The following is a 21411-nucleotide window of genomic DNA, read 5'->3' on the forward strand; positions in this document are numbered from 1 at the left end:
TTTTGCTGTTTTTTGGACATGAATATTACTCAGCCACTTTTTTCTTCAGGTGTGGAAGGCGTATTTTGATTTTTTTGCGCTTGTTCAGCAGCAGCATCACAACGTAAGAAAGAAGTACGCCACAACTTACCCAGAACGAAAAGCGCCCGATATAATCGCCGAAACGCACGTAGAAAGTCTTGCCCGTATTCGCATTGATGGTTTGCCTGATTACCGCGTCTTCCCAATAATTGGTTGCCTGAAAAACATCGCCGCGCTGATCAATAAAGCAGGAAGTGCCTGTGTTTGCCGAACGGGCAATACTTCTTCGGGTCTCTATGGCGCGCAGTCTGGCATATTGCATATGCTGACGGTGCCCGGCGGTATTTTCCCACCAGCCGTCGTTGGTAAGAATGGTGATGATATTGGCGCCATTGCGAACATAACCGGTAACAAATTCGCCGTAAATGGATTCATAGCAAATCACGCTTGCTACTTTTATACCGCCCTTTACGGGACCAAGTGCCGTGCGTTCTTCCTGTGTGGCATTGCTTCCGGTCATCCCGCCAAGGTCAATGGCAAACTCGCTCAAAGGACCGAATATCTTGGGAAACGGCATCATCTCTACACCGGGAACAAGTTTTGACTTATGATAGATTTGTGCTTTGTACGTCGAATCGAGGAACAGACCTGAGTTGCACACATCAAACCAATAATCGCCGGCTTCGGAATGCCGTGCCGTGGGCGAAGGCTTTTCTCCATCGCGGTAAATTTTAAACGACGAAATGCCTATCACAATTTTCAATTTCGGGAAATCGTGTATCAGTGCTTTCAGGCTGTCGAAGCTGATGGTCTGCTCCAGTCTGTCTTCCACAAGTCCTTCGGGAATGGCGGTTTCGGGGCATACCAGATAATCTGTATTCTTATCAAGTTTTTCGCGCGACATGCGCAGTATTTTATTCAATTGTTCTTCGGTACTCATACCGTTGAACTTCTCGTTATAGGGGTCAATGTTAGGCTGAACAACGACTACGTCAACGGGATTTTCCTTTTCTACATAGGTGTAATACTTCATCTCTGAAAAGGCAATAGGACCGGCCAGCAACAGAAATGTTCCGACACTCAGCACGATGGCACGGTCGCGAGAGCGGATACTTCCGAACATCGAAAGCAACATTTTATAGAGCAGAATATTCACGGCAAGTATCCAGACATCACCCCCAAATACGCCTGTATATTCATACCACTGAACCACGTGCGGCCAGCTTGCAAAAGCGTTTCCGAGGTTGAGCCACGACCATGACAGATCCCAGTCGAGATGTAACAATTCAAACGTTATCCAAAAAAATACCAGTATAAAAAAACCTCCGCGGCTCTTGAACAGGTTGCGGCGAATCATGTGATACAGGTGAAACACAATGGCCATGAACATGGAATTGAATACGACTGCCATGCACACACCAAATACCGAGGAATACACAATCCACCACGAAGTAAGGAGATTCCATACAAAAAATGCAATGTAGGAAAGTAAGAAGGCGCTTGACCTGGTGAAATTATGCCGGTTCTTGCCGATGTAATCTTCAATGTACAATAATGGGATGAAGCCAATGAACATCAGGAACGGAAAACCTCGTGCCGGCCACGCGAGCGACAACAAAGCTCCTGAAAGTATTGCCAGCAGTACAAGGTATATTTTACGCATGATAGGTTTACGGGTTGAGATATTGACCTGTGCAAATATAATCAAACTGAGTGAACAGGAGTATTCTGAAAGAACACTGATAAAAAATCAATTTCCTTTGGGTATCGCACTGATGAGCTTTCGCGTATAGTCGGTTTGCGGATTGCTGCAAATGGCGTCTGCATCTGCCATTTCAACGATTTTCCCGTCTTTCATCACCATCATTCGGTCTGCCATAAAACGTACAACAGACAAATCGTGTGAGATGAAAATATACGTGAAACCAAAATTCTTTTTGAGCTCATTCAGCAGATTCAGTACCTGTGCCTGAACCGAAACGTCGAGTGCCGAAACGGATTCATCGCAGATAATAAATTTAGGATCTACGGCAAGTGCACGTGCTATGCACACACGCTGACGCTGTCCTCCGCTGAATTCATGCGGGTAACGGTTGTAATGCGTTTCATTCAATCCTACACGTTCAAGCAATTCAATCGTTTTGTTTCTGCGTGCTTTTGGCGAGCCGTATAAGCGATGCACTTCCATGGGCTCATAGATAGCACTGCCTATGCTTATCCGTGGATTCAGTGAGGAATACGGATCCTGAAAAATAAGTTGAATGTCTTTACGCAATGCCCGTAATTCCTTGCTCCCAAGCATTGTAATGTCGGTTCCCCGGAATACGATGGAGCCGCCGTCAGGTTCCGACAGCCTGAGGATTGCCCTGCCCAATGTGGTTTTGCCGCATCCCGATTCTCCAACAAGACCAAGCGTTTCGCCCGGGTATACTTCGAAACTTACGTCATCAACGGCTTTGAAATATTGATCATTTTTGGCAAATAAACCGCCGCGTATTTTAAAATGCTTTCGCAGATTTTTGACCTGTAATATGGGCTTTTCAGCATACAGTTTTTTATGATTTACCGTCCGTTCTTCCGCAGTTATTAATTGTTCTTTTGGAAGCACGGTATTGCCGGAATCCTCTGAATTACTGCTTTTCAGGAAGTCGCCGACAGTGAGCAATGTTTTAAGACGTCGGTCGAGTGGCGGGCGGCATGCCAGCAAACCTTTGGTATACGGGTGTTTTGGATTGCGGAACACTTCACGGGCGATGCCCTGTTCCACAATCTTCCCGTGATACATTACAAGCACCGTGTCTGCAATTTCGGCGATGACTCCCAAATCGTGTGTAATAAAAATGATACTCATTCCGAATCGTTGCTGCAGGCGTTTCATCAGTTCAAGAATGCTTTTCTGAACGGTAACATCAAGCGCGGTGGTAGGTTCATCGGCTATGAGAACAGATGGCCGGCACGACATCGCCATGGCAATCATTACCCGCTGTTTTTGTCCGCCCGAAAGCTCATGCGGGTAGGAATTATATGCTTTGACCGGATCGGGAAGCAGCACTTCGGCGAACCACTGCAGCGTAATTTCTTTTGCTTTTTGTTTAGAAGCATGCTGATGCAGCATGATGGCTTCTGCAACCTGACGTCCGCATTTATAAACAGGATTCAGCGAAGTCATGGGTTCCTGAAAAATCATGGAAACTTCTTTTCCGCGAAAACGGCGCATCTCTTTTTCGGGCAATGACAGAAGGTCAGTGGTTGAGCCATCGGGTAAGGATAATATTACCTGACCGTTGCTAATCCTGCCCTGAGGTGATGGTATCAGCCTCATTATAGACAGGGATGTGACCGATTTTCCTGAACCGGATTCGCCCACAATGCCGAGTATCTTGCCTTTTTCCACACAAAATGAAATTCCGTCAACGGCTTTGGTGGTGATACCTTCAGACGAAAATTCGGTAGTAAGATTATTAACTTCGAGCAGTGGCATAGTGTAAAATAAAAAATCCCCGTTGATGCAACGGGGATCAAAGATATTTCATTTATGGATTCCTACCAACGTCTTGGCAGATCAATCTTTGCCGAGGGCACGATAACGATTGCGGGTTTCGCGAACGATGAGCCAGTACCAGTCGGCACTCATGGGCGGTTGCTGAACCTTTGGATTCATTTGTCCTTCTACCTTTGTTTTGATGTTGCCATCCATATACTTTGTGAAAAGGTAGGCGTACAGTTCTTTCCAGCGTTTAACCGTTGCGTTGCCTTGAGTAACGCTGTATTCGGTAAGATATGCGATTGCTTTTTTAGGTGATGATTTGTAAAGTTCACCGGCCTTGGCATCAATGGTTGCGGTGTTGTCGAGGTATTTCTTTTCGAGTTCGGCCTGCACTGCCCGTATTTCCGGAATCATGTCGTTATAGCGTGTGTAGGCAAAATTTGAAACCTGGTTGAATACCCAGAATGCCGCGTTCTCATTGAATTCCATCATAGATCCATTTCCTTGTGCAAAAGATTCGGGAACTTTTGTAATTCCGCAGTACATGGGTGAGTACACGGTGCTATAAGAATCGTCAACGCCAAACCAGAAAATGCCGCCAATTGGGTCGGGCAGCCATGAACGGCACTGAGTCACAAAAGAAAATCCTGTTTGCTGTGTTGAAATCGCGCGTTCGTGAATGTAGTCTATACCATCGAGCTGCCATGTCATGGGTCTCCAGCGGTAAGGGCAATGATAAGGACCGGCACCTACATCTTCGCTCATCGACATGGGCGTGTTTTCATAATGATCGCGCATGAGTTCCATCAGTCCGTGAACAGAAATCTTCTGATCGGGTTTTATCCACAGCGGCATACGGTTTTTAAGATCTTTGCCCATGGCATAATCAAGGTATTTGCCCATATCTTTATTCACCCTGTTGAACGCTGACCACACGCGTGCTTCGCAAAAACGGGCACCACCGAACGTTACGGGATGATAGGTGTCTGAAAAACTAAAGTCTTTATCCTCGCCTTTGAACCAGCCTTCTTTGCGTGCAAACGAAATAACGTCTTTAGCGTAAATGCAATTCTCGGGATCATTAAGCGGGAAAGTCGTGATACGTGCCTGATTGGCGTGTCCGCTGATATAGCCGTCGGGAATACGCATGGCAACCCACAGAGCGCCGCGATTGCCGGGACCTTTGCCCACCATTTCGAGTATCCATGCTTCATTGGCATCGCAAATTGAAAACGATTCGCCTTCGCTGTAATAGCCGTATTCGGCTACCAGATCGCCCATGATTTTGATGGCTTCCCTGGCCGTTTTTGCGCGTTGCAGCGTCAGATAAATAAGGCTTCCGTAGTCAATGATAGCGGTGGTGTCAACAAGTTCTTCCCGCCCGCCAAAGGTTGTTTCGCCAATAGCCAGCTGATGTTCGTTCATGTTGCCGATTACCGAGTAGGTGTGGCGGACCTGATTAATTTTCCCCAGTTTTTTGCCGGTGTCCCATTCACGAATCTGAAACATCGTGCCATCGGGATAATCGGCTGCAGCGCGGAAATACAGTTCACCAAACAGCACATGCGAATCGGCCGTGTAGGATATCATGCAGGCGCCATCGGCCGATGCCCCTTTGGTAACAAGTAAGTTGGTGCAGGCGTACATGGATGCCGCCATAAAAATCAACGAGAAACCAAAAACAAGGCTCAGGATTTTTTTCTTCATATTATAATTGAGTTTATAAGTAAAATATTAGCGTTTCAACAGGTCAAAAATAGGATTTTTCCGGCGGTTGCAAATAAAAATAGTAATTTTGAGTTCTCTATTTAAGATATGAAAACATCGAATAAATTCAGAATAATTGCATTCGTGGCGCTTTTACTTGCCGGCGCTCTGATACTGCCGTCGTGCCACACCAAGAAGAAATGCAACGACTGTCCCGGTTGGAGCCGGACAAGTGAAAAGAAACCATCACATTCATAGATACAAACAGATTTTATGTGCATTAAAAGAGTCATGGTAATTGCAGCTGCCTTATTCACGCTGAGTGTTTTTACATCATGCTATACCGGTAAAAAAGGGCGTTACGAAAGATGTCCTACTTTTGGTAAAGCTATTCCCGCCAAGGAATTACAGACGCTTAAACATGCCTGATCCCAAAGAGATTCTTCTTCGTTTTATACCACCGGCGAGCTTTGATATCGTTACTGCATGGCTCACACAGAGCCGTGCCCGGCTTAAAATTACGCGTGAACGAAGCAGCAAATACGGCGATTATACCATTCCTAACGGTGATACCAAGTTCCATCGCATCACCATCAATTATAATCTGAATCCGTATTCATTTCTTATTACGCTGGCTCATGAAGTAGCGCATCTGAAGTTTTACGAGAAATTCAATACGCTGCGCGACCCGCACGGTGAGAACTGGAAAGAAGAATACAGGCGGTTGCTGCTGGAGCTTAATATTGCAGGCATTTTCCCTGAAGATATTCAAAAGGCGGTTGCCGGATATGTGAACCGAATAAAAGCATCGGCACGTGCCGACCGTGAGCTCCATATGGTACTGCGGCGTTATGACCGGCCCGATTCGTCAGTAATCTTGCTCGAACAATTGCCCGAAGGCGCGCTGTTCAGTGTTGATGGCGGTCGGATTTTCCGTAAAGGGAAAAAGCTCAGAACATGGTATTCATGTACCTTAGAGGCGACCAAAAGGACATACCGTGTTAATCCGATGGCAGAAGTAACGCCGATACCCGGATAGTATAGTGTTAATGAATAGGTATCTTTGGTTGTTTTTTATATTTTTGCACAAAATTGTCAGCATACAAACCCGAACAACAGAATGAGGAATAACAACAATTACTGTGTCATAATGGCCGGGGGCATCGGCTCACGTTTCTGGCCAATGAGCAGGACATCGTGCCCAAAACAGTTCATCGACATACTCGGAACAGGCGAAACCCTTATCCAGCAAACCTTTAAAAGGTTTCTTAAAACAATTCCCTTAGAGAATATTTATATTGTTACCAACGATTCGTATTCTGAACTGGTTAAAGAACAGCTTCCGCAGATTGCCGATGCGCAGATTATTTCTGAACCTTCACGCCGCAACACGGCTCCCTGCATAGCCTATGCATGCTATAAAATTTTTGTGCTGAACCCCGATGCCAATGTTGTTGTAGCACCTTCCGATCATATTATTATGAAGGAAGACGCCTTTAATGACGTTCTGCAATCGGCGCTGAATGCTGCTTCAAAACATGAATGGCTGATTACACTCGGAATCACACCAAGCAGACCGGATACGGGTTACGGCTATATTCAACATAAAGATAACGGTGCGTTTCCCGAAGATACACGCATCCGTAAAGTAAAAACATTTACCGAAAAGCCGGCCATAGACATGGCGCGATTTTTTATAGAAAGCGGCGATTTTTTATGGAACTCCGGTATATTTGTGTGGTCGGTGAAAAGCATATTAAACGCGTTTGAACAATTCCTTCCGGAGATAAAAGAAGCGTTTCACAAAGGACTTACGCTGTTTAATACACCGCAGGAAACAGCCTTTATTAAAGACACCTATACCACCTGTAAAAGCATTTCCATTGATTACGGTATCATGGAAAAAGCCGATAATGTGTATGTGCTAATTTCTGATTTCGGATGGTCCGACCTTGGTACCTGGGGCTCCTTATATGATGTGAGACAGAAAAATGAAAAAGGCAATGCCATTGTAGGCAAAAATGTAATCATGTACGAAAGCACCAACTGCATTGTAAATATGCCGAAAGACAAGCTGGTAGTGTTGCACGGACTCAAAGACTATATTGTAGTGGAGTCGGGCAATGTGTTGCTGGTATGCCCCAAATCAGACGAGCAGCAAATCCGGCAGATTGTGAACGATGTAAAAATCGAAAAAGGCGAGCAGTTTATCTAAGAAGCACACAATTTTCTGTATATATATCATTATGCAACCATATTAATAATCAATGGTTAGCATCTGTATTTCTGATTGTTGATAACTTTTTATTTCACAAATCACCTTTGCGCCATATTATACGCACTCTTTAGCGCACTCCATAAAATAAGTAAATTGCTAGATGAACGTCCAAAATTGGTCGTAAATCACTGTTTTTAGGGGTATTGACAACACATTCTCATTTTTGTATTTTTGCAAAAACTTTGTCGGTTTTCATTTCATTCAAACATCTCTGATTAGGAAAGTAGGGATGTTACAAAACGATAAGCAGAATATTCTTTCTGCTTTAAAAAACAACAATTAGTAAAGCACTGAAGTGATTGGACGTGCCATCCGGCTTAGGGTACGGCGTTTTTCCGGTCTCTGTGTCCGTTCGCTGAGCTTGTCGAAGCGCCCGGAATTGTACACTATTATTGAAACAAATAAATCGAATACAAATAAATCAAAAATTCAACACAATGAAAAAAGTAATCATAATCATTATTTCGGTATTGGCATACAGCCAAGTGTATTCGCAGACAACTGTAAGCTCTGCCACCAACACACAAACTATAAATTACCTGACAAAGTGGACCACTGTTACGGGAACACCCTTTAAAATAGGCAGTTCGATAGTTTATGATAATGGAAGTTACGTGGGAATCGGCACCGTAGTTCCGGGAAGTAAGCTTCACGTGAACGGTAATGTAACCATAGGATACAGCACGAGCACCCCCGCGCCGGCAAACGGTATGATTGTTAGTGGAAATGTTGGAATAGGCACGGCAACTGTTGGAAGCAATATTCAGGTAAGCGGCAATGCAGCTATTGGATACAGCGCCAGTACTGCGGCTCCTGCAAACGGTCTTCTGGTGAATGGAAATATTGGATTAGGCACTACAACTGTGGGCAGTAAAATTCAGGTGAATGGAAATGCAGCTATAGGTTACAGCGTCAGCACCGCAGCCCCCGCAAACGGTCTTCTGGTAAGTGGAAATGCAGGCATTGGAACCACAGCTCCAACTGAAAAGTTAGATTTAGTGGGCAATATGAGAATTAATGACTCGGATATTTACCTCAGAGTTGGCAGTGATCATAATCACGGACTGGGTTGGTACGGCAGCACCAAAGCTTTCGGAACTCATGTGGTTGACGGTCCCGTGTTGTATGGTTATACTTCAGGTGTTCTTGGAATAACGTTTCCGCAGAATAAAGAAATTCTAAAATGGGATAGCGATTTTGTTCGCATCAATGCGAAAGTAAAAGCATTAGAATTTACAGCCCAAACCGACGTATGGAGCGATTATGTTTTTGCTGATGATTTCAAACCTATGCCACTTGCAGAACTTGAGAAATACCTCTCAGCGAACAAGCACCTTCCCGAAATTCCTTCTGAATGTGAGGTTATTGAAAATGGACTAAACCTTGGCGAAATGCAAAATCTGCAGATGAAGAAAATTGAGGAACTCACGCTTTACATCATTGAACTGAATAAGAAAAATGAAGCCCTGCAGAAAAAAGTTGAAGCGCTTGAATCGAAAATTCAATGATACCCAAGCGAAGTCATAATTTCATTTTTCACTCAAAAAAAATAATAAAAATGAAGAGAAACATAATAGGGCGCTGTGTCGTTTTGCTTGCTGTCATTATATACGGTTCATTTCTCAATAAGGTGTTTGCGCAGCAGACCACACTCGAGCTGTCGCAGCCTAATACGCCGGCAGGGGCATATTATGCCAGAGATGCTGTAAACATGAAACCGCCGTTCTCAACCGCATCATTGCAATCAGGTCAACAGTTTCGTGCATACATTGATCAGAATATTGTTTATGATGTTCCATATCAAACCAATGTTAGCAGCTTTAATCGGCCTCTTGATTTGTCCAAGGCGGTTGGTAGTATTCCGGGAACATTTAGTGTTTCACCTAACGGGGCAGCATGTTATCAGATGCCTGTTGATGTTCCGCCCGGTACTGCCGGCATGCAGCCGGGAATCTCTATCAGCTATAACAGTCAAGCGGGAAACGGATTGCTAGGCGTCGGATTTAATCTGAATGGAATTTCATACATCAGCCGTTGTGGCTCAAATATGTTTAATGATACCGATATACATGGAGTAAAGTTTGGTCCCGATGACAAATTTTTGCTTGACGGGCAGCAGCTCATTTTGTCGGGAACAATAGCTTATGGCTTAAATGGTGCAGAGTATCATACCGAGATGGAATCATTTTCTAAAGTAATTTCTTATGGCCTTGCCGGCAGCGGTCCGCAATATTTTAAAGTATTTACTGCTGATGGTAAAGTCCTTGAATACGGAAATACTGCCGATTCGCGCATTGAACGCCAAAGCAGTACTCAAGACCCATCGGTAATAACATGGTTGTGCAATAAAATAACAGACGTAAACGGCAATTACATTGTCTTTTTATACAATGAAAATCAGGCTACCGGCGAATGGAGCCCTTCTGAAATACAATATACAGGCAACGCTGCAGCAGGAATTACTCCGTATAACAGCATAAAGTTTTTTTATCTAGGTAATCGCGATGATAAAAATACGCAGTTTGTAAACGGGTCAAAGATTGAACAAAATATGTTGTTAGGCGCTATAAAAACCTATGCCGAAGGCTGTCCGGTAAAAGAATATATATTCAGCTATTCAACCGAAACCTACTCTCATTTGAACGAAATTGTGCTGTCAGCTCAGGGCGAAAAAAATAATTCTACTGTGTTTAGCTGGGGCGATAATAGCCAACCTCCGAATATTGCATTTGACCAACAGGATATTGTTTCAGGAGCCGCAAATGATTACTCACTTACTGAAGGTGATTTTAACGGAGACGGACTTACCGATGTGGTTCGCATTGATTATATAAATAGTGCCAAATACTGGACACTTTACATTGCAAATAACATCAACAATACCGTCACGTTCTCGCCGTCGGGTTCCGGACAGTTTCTCAATGATTTTACTCATTGTTTGGCTTCAGATATGAACTTGGACGGGAAGGCAGAACTGTTGGTTTATATAAACAATTCCGGTCGTTTCTATCAATTTAATGCGGGCGGCAACTTCTACGCCTTGCAGCTAGTTGACAACAATAGTATCTTGACCAGCTTTGACCAGATAATCCTTAACAATGGAAGCACTCATATAGCTAAAGATGATGTAATGCCCGAATGTTTACAAGTCGGCGATTTTGATGGCGATGGTTTTCCTGATTTTTTATCAAGGATAATAAGCTCGGTGGGCGGCTCTACATCATATACCTGGAATATCTCCGGTTTGAAGTTCGGAATAAACGGGCTCGAATGGCACCAATGGTTTGGAACACAGCTTGACCTTGTTCTTAAAGGTGTACAAAAGCTACTCGCCATTGACCTGGATGGTGATGGAAAATCCGAACTGATAAAAGGAAACGAAATTCTGAAATGGGAACAGAGTAACTTTGTCAGCAAGGGAGTCATAGACAATTTTAATATAGACGCAGTAGACTTGAAATATGTTAAGATTGCGGATTTTAACGGTGACGGGATTTCTGATATCGCTTACAGAACTACTACTATCTTACCAAATTCATACAGCAAAAACACCCAATGGTATACCTGCATTTTCAATGGAAAAGATCATTTTAATTCGATTCAATTAATTGATATCACAAAAATCACACAGCAACCGGAAGATTATGATAATTATTTAGATATTGCCGATTTTAACGGAGATGGTAAATCAGATATCTTGCTCAGGGAATACGAAACTGCAACATTCCCCCCGGAGGTTTCGCTCAAAATAAATAGCGTGTATTATAGCACCGGGTATAATAATTGGCAGCAACAGAATTTTAACTACAGTTTTTACTCAGGTTCCGGGGTAATCGCTAAAATGATGGCGAATAACGGCATGCTTGGATTTTTCAACATTGATAACCATACTGATTTTTATGACGGGAAAACCATTGCTTCCTTTAAGGCAGGGGATAAGAGTCAGCTTGTAACTCAAATAAAAAATGGATTTGATGTTGTTATTAAATCCGAATTCAGCACCCTTCTGGATCGTGGTCATTATTCAAACACTGTTCATGCAACCTATCCCTACATAGACGTGAATTTTCCGCTGACGATTGCCACGCATGTGCAGTTTGATAACGGCTTCGGCTCTTTTAATGAGCGCGTTTACTTCTATGAAAATGCACAGTCGCATCTGCTCGGGAAAGGGTATATGGGATTTGGAAAATTTACGGAAGTTCTAAAAGCAGATTCACTTATTAAAATTACATGGTATGGTCGCGAAGGTGCATCAAGACCCTTCCCGTTTATTGTAAAAACGCAGGTGCTCGATGTGTCGGGCAATATCCTGAACCAATCCCTGTTTACGAATAAAATCAAAAAATACGGGAATCGTTTTCTGATTTACAACGTGTCAACACAATCCTTGGATAATATTAAAGGGCTAAGCAGTCTTACAAAGCTTGATCCAATAACTGCCGAACCCGACGCATACGGTAATATTGCGAAAACAATTACAGAGCTGACTCGCGGCGGAACGCTTGAATGGCGGACAACAAATGAATATACGTTCAGTAATTTACTTGCCCTTGCAAACGGCGGATGGGCACTTGGACTGCCGCTTACTGAAAAAACCACGACACAGAATTTATTTTGTCCCGCCCCCGGTGATGTTCCTTACGTAAGAAATACTTCCTATGTGTATTACACCAACGGACAGCTTAAAAATAAAATTCTGGAACCGACCAATGCAACGCTTGCGGTAACCAATCTTTATGAATATTACCCCACGACGGGCATGCTAAAAAAAACATCTACCACGGCTAAAGTAAGTGGGGCAAACGTTACAAGGTATTCCGGCTGCGAGTACGATTCTAAATACCGTTTCGTTACCAAGGTAACCAATCAGCTAGGACATGTCAGTACTTCTGTATATGAGCCAAAATACGGAAACATACTGAAAAGTACAGATGCAAACAATCTTACGACAACCTATGAATACGATAAATTCGGAAGGCTTGTAAAAACAACGTCACCCATCGGCGTTTCAACCGGAACGTATTATATATGGGCAGGCAGTGGCGGAAATACACCTGCCAATGCGCTTACGGCAAACGTTCAATGGCAATCGGGCGTTGCGTCTGTTACTGTGTATTACGACCGTTTGGGACGGGAAATCCGCAGCGAAGGCAGAAATTTTAATAATAATACTATACTTGCCGATAAATGCTACGACCTGCGTGGCCGTCTGAAAACAGAAAGTCTGCCGTATTTTGTCGGTTCGCAGCCCGAATATATTATGTATAGTTATGATGCCATTACGAATCGCCTGATAAATAAGACAGGACCGGGAATAAGCCAAAGCTATTCCTATGATATCAGCGGCACTGGCGTGAGCGTAACAGACAACATTTTGGGAACCATAACATCGCAAATTACCGATGCTGTCGGCAATATCATAAACAGCACCGACGACGGCGGCACCATGATTTTTAATTACCTGAGCTGCGGTAAAACCGGACAGTTGAGCAACAGTGCAGGTGTTATTTCAACCATGAAATATGACATCATGGGAAGGCAAACCGAATTGTTTGATGCCGACGCCGGAACCATCACATATGCTTACACCGGATTTGGCGAATTGGAAAAACAAACCGATGCCCGCGGATTGATTATTACCACGAAATACGATATTCTCGGGAGGCTGCTGCAGCGCATTGAACCCGAAGGATCCACCAATTATACTTACGACACTAAAACCTATGGCAAGGGTTTGCCCGCCATCGTAAAACGGCTGAACTCCTCAAGCGTGGAAATCAATGCTCAGGATTTTACTTACGACAGCAAGAGCAGGTTATCGTCGGGAAAAACAACCATAAAAAATGTATTGACCGGGGCTACGAATTCGTATATTGCAGGGTATAATTACGACAGCTACGGACGATTGCTGAATTACACATATCCGTCGGGATTTATGATAACGCATACGTATAACCCATATACCGGCGAATTGGCGAAAATCGAAGCGCCAAGTCTGCCCAACAATAACCTTATTTGGCGGTGCAATACGGTAAATGCACTGGGGCAAATTACGCAGTTCAATAAGGGCGCTGTTGTTACTAATAATACATACAATCCCACTACGCACCTGCTCACCGATATCACCACAACCAACAACTTTATAAACCTGCATTACAGTTATAACAACAAGCTGCAGCTTTCGGCACGTACCGACACGCGTAACGGACTGTACCTCGAAGAAACGTTTACCTACGATGCGCTGAACCGCCTGCACACCATTACCGACGATTGGGGCAACGTACAAACCATCAATTATCAGGACAACGGCAACATTCAGGATAAAACCAATGTGGGGCAGTATGTGTATGACGGCGACAAGATACATGCGCTGAGCCAAATTACGCAGCCCTATTACGACCTTACCAACATGCCCAACAAACTGCTTACGCAGAATATTACGTATTCTTCTTTTGGGAAAGCACTCACTATTGCCGAAGGGAATTATACGTATAATATTACGTACGGCACCGAGCAGCAGCGCCTCATATCGGAGTTCAAAGAAACGGGCACCAGCAATGGCAAGCGCACCTATTACATGGGCGATTATGAAATTGAAGAAAACCTGGATGGCAGCGGCCGCCGTGAGCGGCATTATATTAGCGGCAGCAACGGCCTCGCGGCCATATGCGAAAAAGTGAGCGGTGGTGCACCCCAAATGCATTATGTACATACCGATATACAAGGCTCGTGGCAGGCCATCACCACCGCAGCGGGTGTGGTTGAGCAAGCCATGAGTTTTGATGCCTGGGGGCGCCGGCGCGACCCTCAAACCTGGGAGAACTACACACCCTCAACCATGCCGGGCTTTATGTTTAACCGCGGCTATACCGGCCATGAGCATTTAGATAAATTTGGACTGATAAACATGAACGGCCGCATGTACGACCCCCTGATGGCGCGTATGCTCAGCCCCGACAATTTTGTTCAGTCCCCGACTTACTCTCAAAGCTATAACCGCTACAGCTATTGTTTCAACAACCCGCTTGCCTTTACCGACCCCAGTGGATGGATTGCAAATGGTGGTAATGGTGGAATAGTTGAAGGAGTTTCACATGCGAATTACAATGACCAATTGGACCAAGTATATGGAAGGGGAATGTACGCATTAGATGGATGGAATGGAATAACCGTCAGGTTTGCCCCTGGTGCAGCAGGATGCGGAGGCGATTGGACAACATTTGGAAGTGGCGGTGCAACAACTTACCCGATGGAATCAAACGGAAATTCATACGGATACTACGCACCGGCAATTTCAATAGGTGGTGGGCGCTACAATTCAACCTATGTGACCTTCCCGGTTCTTCCCGGTGAAATTTTTAATCATGTTTATATCTATTCTGAAAGACAATGGAGTATTGTAGGATCAAGCAAAGGAACCTTCGTTTCATTGGGAGGAACGGTTGCATCAAATCCTAGTGATAACTATAATGAGAGCAACACATTTGGGGATATTACCGGAGGCGGAGGTGGTATGACTTCGATAATGGGTCTTGCTACAATAGGTGCCGAGAATATGAATGGTTTCGGAATTTGGGCATCTCGTGTTTCAGGATGTTTTTCAGTTGCAAATGCGTATAATGTTTATGTTTTGTCAAATAAGGATGGCCGAAGAACTTGGGGGGAGTGGACAAGAATTGGGCTAAATGGACTTGCCGGTGGCGCAAATATGTTTAAACATCCAATTGTACAAGCAGCAGGAACTACTTTTTCTATTTGTGATGCTTTCGGCTTGTGGAACGGCTATTACCGTCAAGTTGATAATGTTCAATCGAGTCTTTCCTCCGATAAACTATTTATTCCGGGGTCTCTAATTACTGGTAGTTTAATCCCCGGATTAGGTAATTATAGCTATGGAATAATGCTTGGCGGCTCAAACAGAATCTCATTTGAATATAAAAAACTAGGACAATGATACTGATAGATTATTTTTTGTATAAAATATACCGCTTTCTTTTGAAAAAGCCAGTATATGAAACTGTCGCAACAAATATGCTCTTTTCTATTCTACTGTTGGTAAATGTTAATAGTAGCTTATTATTGAGTGGCTTTTCCTTGAATTCAAATTTTGCAAGGTATTGCATGATTGGCCTTTTTATCATTTCGAATGTTCTGTTGTATTATTTTTATGAAAGAAGAAAGAGGTATCAAAAAATATTCGAGAAGTTTAAAAATGAATCAAAAAGTTGGAAAATTGTTGGGTGGGTATTAGTGCTTTGTTACATTGCAGGTACAATTATTTTTGCGATTTTGAGCTAAAGTTTCACACTTAGTATGGGAAAATAGAGGTTATCGTTCTTTGAAATTTTCAACAACCCACTGGCTTTTTCTCAGAGCTCTTATAGAAACACTGGTATCATGATTTTGCCAACCTTTGGATTCTCGACGAATCCGGCCCCATTAATAATTAATACAAAATAAGCTATGAACCCTTACTATTATGTTTTTGCTAGAATATACAGGATGCTGAATAGAAAACGGCATTGGAGTGGCTCAGAATGGAACGTTGTGTTTGCACTTACTTTAGGTGTATGCCTCAATTTAATGACGATTTACATTAAAGTATTTAAAGTGACTTCGGAAGGTTTCAATAAATTTCATAAAGTTCCTATAGTTGCAATAGGTCTGACATTTTTCCTATTCAATTGCTATTTGTTTATTTATAAAGACAAATACAAGAGAATTATATCGGCTTATAAAGGTGAACCAACGTTGCGAAAGACTATTTTTGGAATTCTTATAGTATTATATTTTATGGTCACTTTTGCACTCATCATATTTTTTTAAGCGCTCAAATTACAACCTAAGGCGTTCTTTGAAAATTTCAACAACCCGCTCGCCTTTACCGTCAATAGCCGTTTGTTCGCACTTGTTGTTTTAAAATACATGATAGACGCAAAAACGCTATTATTGAATCGCTACCAAACATCGATGCCGGAGGCATCAAAGGTCTGTAGCAAAAGGTGTGGTGTATAATCTTCGACCCCTTCGGGGTCGTACGGATTGGTTGCAAATAGGATTCTACAGAGCTATAATCCCTTCGGGATTCAATATTTCGATTCTGACAAATTGTTTTATTTTCAGTTCTTAGTTCTTAATTTTAACTACAAAAAAAACACATGAAAACAACCATCAGCAAATTATTCATTGCTTTCTCGGCATTCATCATGAACATGGGCGTATTCGCGCAGGGAACACCCACGGGTGTGCCGGTAATAGAATTCTCATACGATGCTTCGGGCAACCGCATCTCGCGGCAAATTATTATTATGCCACCGCTGAAATCGCTGGCAGATACGGCTCAGGGCGGAGCACAAAATTACGCTGACATCAACTATAACGATCAGCTTGCCGGTCATGATATTGTTATTTATCCAAATCCTGTAGAGGGCTGGCTCAATATTAAAATAAGCAATTACAGCCCGGCTCCCGAATCGGAAATACTGCTGTACGACCTCGAAGGCCGCTTGCTTATTACCACGGGCTGCAACTCGGAATACACACGGATGGACCTATCAGCTCTGCCTGCAGCCAATTATCTGATGAATATAAAACTCGGCAATGAAATCAGCCGCTGGAAAATTGTGAAGCAATAATAGGGCGCGCCCGCTATTTTTGGTTCTCGCCGTGGTTTATCAGCTGCTCGGTTTCGAGCGAAGTTATTTTTATATAGATATAATCCGGGACATCCGATTTTTCGGAGTCTTTGCTGTCTATATATTTTTTGGCGGTGTAAACCATACGAACATCATGACCCTGCCAGATGGCTATAGCCCAAACCGCTTTGTTGTTCTCATATTCCGTAGTTCTGAACGGCAGCGTAGGTGAGCCATACGAACGTTCGAGCCATTTTATTACAGCCGAATCAAACGGAAAAACAATTTTAATACCCGTAATGCGGTTATCGGTTGTGCTTAAAAAAAGCTTGTTAGCCTTAACATCTCCTGCACGTGGCATGCTGTCGCCCAGATAGGTGTAGTTGCTTTCCAGCATCGCAAATTCATACCTGGGGTAATAAACGTCGGGGTCTTCAAAAATGCTGCGGAAACCACTATCCACTTCAGCAAGAAGTTTCAGGTTAAAAATGCCCTTTTCCTTATCCAGCTTATCCGTATTTTGACCGGACAGCTGAGTGGCGAAAAATAGAAATAAGATTGGCAGAAATTTTTTCATATCCGGAACGAATTGCACATTGTATTCAAAACGCATACCAAAACCGGAAACAAAACTACAACCGGATATTACAAAATAATTGTGTCTCCGGAATTACTTATGCACATTCCTGATAAACTCTTCCACCTCGGGAACGCCGCCCTGATACACCAGATATCCGTTATAAGGCTCACGTTCTGTAATCTCATCATTGATGGGCGTAAGCATTATTTCCCTCACTTTTTCCAGATCGCTGGTTTGTCCCAATGCCCATCCCAGCTTGATGTACGCGGCTTCAGGGAGCATATTGGCTGCGGGAATAACGCCCTTGGCCATCAGGTCGCGGCCAGTATCATACACAAACATGTGAACATAACCCCAGAGTGTTTGAACAGTCATATAAATGGCAACGCCTTTTTTGGTAGCCCTTTCAATAGCGGGATACAGCGGTTTATTAACATGACCGAGACCGGTGCCAACAATGATGATTCCTTTATAGCCGTTATCTACCAGAGAATCTATCATGTCGGGGTGCATGTTGGTATAGTAATAAATCATTGCCACACGCTCTTCAAAATACGGCATGATGGTAACATTGCGGTCTTTGCGGCGGTGGTTGTATTCTTGTTTAATCGGAACAACCCCTTTGCGCGTTACCGTGGCCAGAGGTGTATCGCCGATGGTGCGGAAGGTGGAGCGGTATGATGAATGCATTTTGCGCACGCGGGTGCCGCGGTGCAGGAATCCGTATTCGTCGGATGTCGGACCAAACATACACACCATAACTTCTGCAATATCTCCGTGTCCGGCGGCGGTCATGGCGTGCATAAGGTTGAGTGCGGCGTCGGAGCTGGGGCGGTCTGATGAGCGCTGTGAGCCAACCAGTACAATAGGTACCGGAGAGTTTTGAACCATGTACGTAAGTGCGGCAGCGGTATGATGCAGTGTATCTGTTCCGTGGCCGATTACAATACCGTCGACCCCGTTTTCAATTTCTTTTCCGATGGCAATCGCCAGTTTTTTATACTGGTCTGGACCCATATTTTCGCTGAAGACGGCAAAAAGTTTTTCGGTAGTAAGGTTACAGATATCTGCCAGTTCGGGAACGGCTCCATAAAGTTCGCCGGGTGAAAATGCCGGAATAACGGCACCTGTGCGATAATCGAGGCGTGAGGCAATCGTACCTCCGGTACCAAGCAATTTAACCGAAGGTAAGCCGGGCGTCATAGGGAATTCTCTTTCGGGAATCTTGTAGTTGGCTTTTTTATAGCCGGTTTCCTTCATCTCCTTGATGGTGAAAATATCGATGCCGACATTATAACCGGTAGGGATTTTCATGACGATATGGATGTCGTCGTCGTTTTCGGCACGGGGAAGCACGGTTCCGGTAAAAGTACCGCGGGTAGTGCTTACCACTGCCGTACTCCAGACACGGATATTGAATTTTTTAAGTACCTCAAGAGATTGGCCTTTATATCCCTGGAAAATATCGTCGCTCATGTTGGCTGTGTTAATTCAGTTAATAAATGGTGCTGCTGCTAAATTATTTCTTCGTCACTTTTTCGTACAGTTCTTTCAGGTTCACATTGCCGGTAGCTGTTTTGCGAAGCTGTCCCATAATCCAGTTTGTCTGGTCACGTTCATTGTCTGACCGGCGTATTTCGGAGAATTTTTGTACGAGGTAAGGAATCTTCGAGAACAATTCTTCTTTGTCCACTTTTTTAAAACCGATGCTGACCAGAATTGAATCGAAGTCCATTTTAGGATGTTCGTATAAAAGAGGCAGCATTTGTTTTGCCAGACGCACATCGAGTTTGTTCTTTTTCAGGAAGTCGAACATTTCCTTTATCTGCTCATAGCGGAATACGGATGTGGGTTTATAATGTCCTTCAACGAATTTAAGAACATGACCGAAAAATGTTCCGGTAAACGAAGAGTTGGTGCCGCACTCGTTGATGATGGTCTGAATAAGCGGAAAATGGTTATGGCTGAAGATATAGGTGTAAGCATCTTCAGGAATTCCCCATTGTTGCATTTGTTTGTAACGGTCAATCACCTCTGTCGGGAGGTTTTGCCCGAGCCGGTCAATATCGCTGTCGGCCAATGGAATGGGTGCAGAGTCGGTGTCGGGGTACATACGGTCGGCGCCGGGAAGCACGCGTTCGAAAATGGTTGTGCCGTTGGTAAGCGCTTTGCGGGTTTCGTTCGGAACACCCTGAAAAGCCATGCGGCAGCGTTCTTCAATAACTTCGAGCGCTGTTTTGATATCTTCTTCGGGTCCCCAGAAAAGTATCTGGGCATCGTTTTCATTTGAGTTGAGCTGGCTGCAAATCGTGCGCATATCCAAATCGGACATGAGCTGGAATTGAGCTTCAGAGTGTGTCATGTTCGGTTTTTCGATGCATGCAATTACCTTCAGGCGGTCGCTGATTTCGCTTGCGAAACTCTGATCGGGCTGGGTAAAGTGCGATAAAATTCCGTGGAAGCCAGGAAGGTTCACGGCATACAGTTTCAGCTTGCTGTTCTCAACATTTTTCAGCAGGTCGAACTGGTGGTTAAAGTCTGTTCCTGACAGCTCTTTGTGACTCATTTTCCATGCGGCAGGATCGGGCATCCGCGAAAGCAGAATTTCTTTAATTTTGAGTAATGCCCACTGCCTGAAACATTCATTATGTGTAAGTTCGGGTATCCATTTGGTATGTGCCACGCCTTTAATTTCAACGCGTGTTCCGCCTTTGCAGCTTACGTTTACATCCTGACGGCCGGCTCCAATACCGGTGCGTACGAGTCCGGTACTGCGTCCGAGAAAGCGGATATAATCACAGGCTTCCTTCACTTCGTCGGGGTTCAGCATTTCGGGGTAGGTCACGGTTTCGATGAGAGGCATTCCCAGCCTGTCGGTTTTATATATCCGAAGGTGGCCGATATCTGAAATTTCCCTGCATGAGTCTTCTTCCAGGCTAAGTTGAATAAGCTTTACTGTTTTGTTTTTCAGATAGATTTCGCCTTCAACACCAATGATGGCGGTGCGTTGAAAACCGGTAGGAATACTTCCGTCAAGATATTGTTTACGTGTAATATGAACTTCGCCAACGATGCTTAATTTGGACAAGAGGGAAATGAGAATAGAAATATCGAGCGCCTCGCGGTTCAGCAAAAATGGGGGTGTATCGTCAACTTCGTATGTACAGGTCGTTTCATTTTTGATTCTGTACATTATATTTTTGCGGGTTTTGAATTCCATCAGGGCGGTCCCGTCGTATTCACCGAGTTCGCTGAGGGTAGGGCGCATATGGCGAACAACCTCAGCGTCAAACACATCGCTTTTGTGGAAGCGTCCTGCGGGGCAATTGCAAAACAGCTTGCGTTTTGTTTTAAGTTGCTGATGTACTTCAAGTCCGGATTTAAAGCCTATGCGGCTATAGTCATCCTGGGTAGCTTCTTTGCGGGGAACGTATCCGATATCTTTTCGGGTTTGTTCGTGGTTGATTCGCGGGTCGAACTGGTCTTTCATAGAAGGCGTTAATTTTCGCGCTCAAAATTAGTTATATTATTTTTTAACCCAATAAAACAGTCAACTTTTTTTTAAGGAAATAATTCTTCTGAAACCATTGAAAATACTGGTAGTTTGGCGACAGCGCTCTAAATGACGCATTATATTTCAATTAAAACATATAATATTAGTATTATCTTAGAGGTGCTTTTTGCGCGTAAAAAACTGGAA

Annotated in this window: 13 protein-coding genes; 7 read left to right on the top strand and 6 right to left on the bottom strand. The window is 43.8% G+C overall.

The window, feature by feature from the left end:
- Positions 1-25 precede the first annotated feature (25 nt).
- From lnt to WCM76_08650, 3 genes are all read right to left on the bottom strand, one after another.
- On the bottom strand, positions 26-1684 hold the full coding sequence (lnt, locus tag WCM76_08640) for an apolipoprotein N-acyltransferase (GenBank protein MEI6765694.1): 1659 nt from the start codon (positions 1682-1684) through the stop codon (positions 26-28).
- An 87-nt stretch (positions 1685-1771) separates the two neighbouring features.
- Positions 1772-3502 (bottom strand): ABC transporter ATP-binding protein, encoded by a 1731-nt coding sequence (locus WCM76_08645; GenBank protein MEI6765695.1) that lies wholly within the window; start codon positions 3500-3502, stop codon positions 1772-1774.
- 81 nt (positions 3503-3583) lie between these two features.
- Positions 3584-5215 carry a C69 family dipeptidase gene (locus WCM76_08650; protein MEI6765696.1) on the bottom strand — a complete coding sequence of 544 codons (1632 nt, stop codon included), beginning with the start codon at positions 5213-5215 and terminating at the stop codon, positions 3584-3586.
- Between the two features lie 108 nt (positions 5216-5323).
- Between WCM76_08650 and WCM76_08655 the strand changes: the two genes are divergently transcribed.
- The 7 genes from WCM76_08655 to WCM76_08685 all read left to right on the top strand — a co-directional run bounded on the left by WCM76_08655 (position 5324) and on the right by WCM76_08685 (position 17131).
- Positions 5324-5473, top strand: a complete 150-nt coding sequence (locus WCM76_08655) for a hypothetical protein (protein MEI6765697.1) — start codon at positions 5324-5326, stop codon at positions 5471-5473.
- Between the two features lie 15 nt (positions 5474-5488).
- On the top strand, positions 5489-5644 hold the full coding sequence (locus WCM76_08660; GenBank protein ID MEI6765698.1) for a hypothetical protein: 156 nt from the start codon (positions 5489-5491) through the stop codon (positions 5642-5644).
- The gene (locus WCM76_08665; protein ID MEI6765699.1) at positions 5637-6254 is read left to right on the top strand and encodes an ImmA/IrrE family metallo-endopeptidase; all 618 of its coding nucleotides are present in this window, start codon (positions 5637-5639) and stop codon (positions 6252-6254) included. The genes WCM76_08660 and WCM76_08665 overlap by 8 nt, the downstream gene beginning before the upstream one ends.
- An 81-nt stretch (positions 6255-6335) precedes the next feature.
- Positions 6336-7430, top strand: coding sequence for a mannose-1-phosphate guanylyltransferase (locus WCM76_08670; protein MEI6765700.1), 1095 nt, complete (start codon positions 6336-6338; stop codon positions 7428-7430).
- 500 nt (positions 7431-7930) lie between these two features.
- Complete coding sequence (locus WCM76_08675) at positions 7931-9001, top strand: hypothetical protein (protein MEI6765701.1); 1071 nt, start codon at positions 7931-7933, stop codon at positions 8999-9001.
- 50 nt (positions 9002-9051) lie between these two features.
- Positions 9052-15450: a SpvB/TcaC N-terminal domain-containing protein gene (locus WCM76_08680; protein MEI6765702.1), complete on the top strand. Its 6399-nt coding sequence runs from the start codon at positions 9052-9054 to the stop codon at positions 15448-15450.
- Positions 15451-16654: 1204 nt separating this feature from the next.
- A complete protein-coding gene (locus tag WCM76_08685; GenBank protein MEI6765703.1) occupies positions 16655-17131 on the top strand; it encodes a T9SS type A sorting domain-containing protein in 477 nt (158 codons plus the stop codon).
- A 13-nt stretch (positions 17132-17144) separates the two neighbouring features.
- Here the strand turns inward: WCM76_08685 and WCM76_08690 are convergent, their stop codons facing one another.
- The 3 genes from WCM76_08690 to gatE form a co-directional block, all read right to left on the bottom strand.
- Complete coding sequence (locus tag WCM76_08690) at positions 17145-17708, bottom strand: hypothetical protein (protein ID MEI6765704.1); 564 nt, start codon at positions 17706-17708, stop codon at positions 17145-17147.
- A gap of 93 nt (positions 17709-17801) precedes the next feature.
- Positions 17802-19187 carry a Glu-tRNA(Gln) amidotransferase subunit GatD gene (gatD, locus tag WCM76_08695; GenBank protein MEI6765705.1) on the bottom strand — a complete coding sequence of 462 codons (1386 nt, stop codon included), beginning with the start codon at positions 19185-19187 and terminating at the stop codon, positions 17802-17804.
- Positions 19188-19230: 43 nt separating this feature from the next.
- Positions 19231-21201 carry a Glu-tRNA(Gln) amidotransferase subunit GatE gene (gene gatE / locus WCM76_08700; protein ID MEI6765706.1) on the bottom strand — a complete coding sequence of 657 codons (1971 nt, stop codon included), beginning with the start codon at positions 21199-21201 and terminating at the stop codon, positions 19231-19233.
- Between the last annotated feature and the right edge of the window lie 210 nt (positions 21202-21411).

Source organism: Bacteroidota bacterium, from assembly GCA_037133915.1.
Taxonomy (GTDB): Bacteria; Bacteroidota; Bacteroidia; order Bacteroidales; family CAIWKO01; genus JBAXND01.

Coding starts and splice junctions, on each gene's coding strand:
- lnt (MEI6765694.1), bottom strand. CDS start 1,684: ATGCGTAAAATATACCTTGTACTGCTGGCAATACTTTCAGGAGCTTTG.
- WCM76_08645 (MEI6765695.1), bottom strand. CDS start 3,502: ATGCCACTGCTCGAAGTTAATAATCTTACTACCGAATTTTCGTCTGAA.
- WCM76_08650 (MEI6765696.1), bottom strand. CDS start 5,215: ATGAAGAAAAAAATCCTGAGCCTTGTTTTTGGTTTCTCGTTGATTTTT.
- WCM76_08655 (MEI6765697.1), top strand. CDS start 5,324: ATGAAAACATCGAATAAATTCAGAATAATTGCATTCGTGGCGCTTTTA.
- WCM76_08660 (MEI6765698.1), top strand. CDS start 5,489: ATGTGCATTAAAAGAGTCATGGTAATTGCAGCTGCCTTATTCACGCTG.
- WCM76_08665 (MEI6765699.1), top strand. CDS start 5,637: ATGCCTGATCCCAAAGAGATTCTTCTTCGTTTTATACCACCGGCGAGC.
- WCM76_08670 (MEI6765700.1), top strand. CDS start 6,336: ATGAGGAATAACAACAATTACTGTGTCATAATGGCCGGGGGCATCGGC.
- WCM76_08675 (MEI6765701.1), top strand. CDS start 7,931: ATGAAAAAAGTAATCATAATCATTATTTCGGTATTGGCATACAGCCAA.
- WCM76_08680 (MEI6765702.1), top strand. CDS start 9,052: ATGAAGAGAAACATAATAGGGCGCTGTGTCGTTTTGCTTGCTGTCATT.
- WCM76_08685 (MEI6765703.1), top strand. CDS start 16,655: ATGAAAACAACCATCAGCAAATTATTCATTGCTTTCTCGGCATTCATC.
- WCM76_08690 (MEI6765704.1), bottom strand. CDS start 17,708: ATGAAAAAATTTCTGCCAATCTTATTTCTATTTTTCGCCACTCAGCTG.
- gatD (MEI6765705.1), bottom strand. CDS start 19,187: ATGAGCGACGATATTTTCCAGGGATATAAAGGCCAATCTCTTGAGGTA.
- gatE (MEI6765706.1), bottom strand. CDS start 21,201: ATGAAAGACCAGTTCGACCCGCGAATCAACCACGAACAAACCCGAAAA.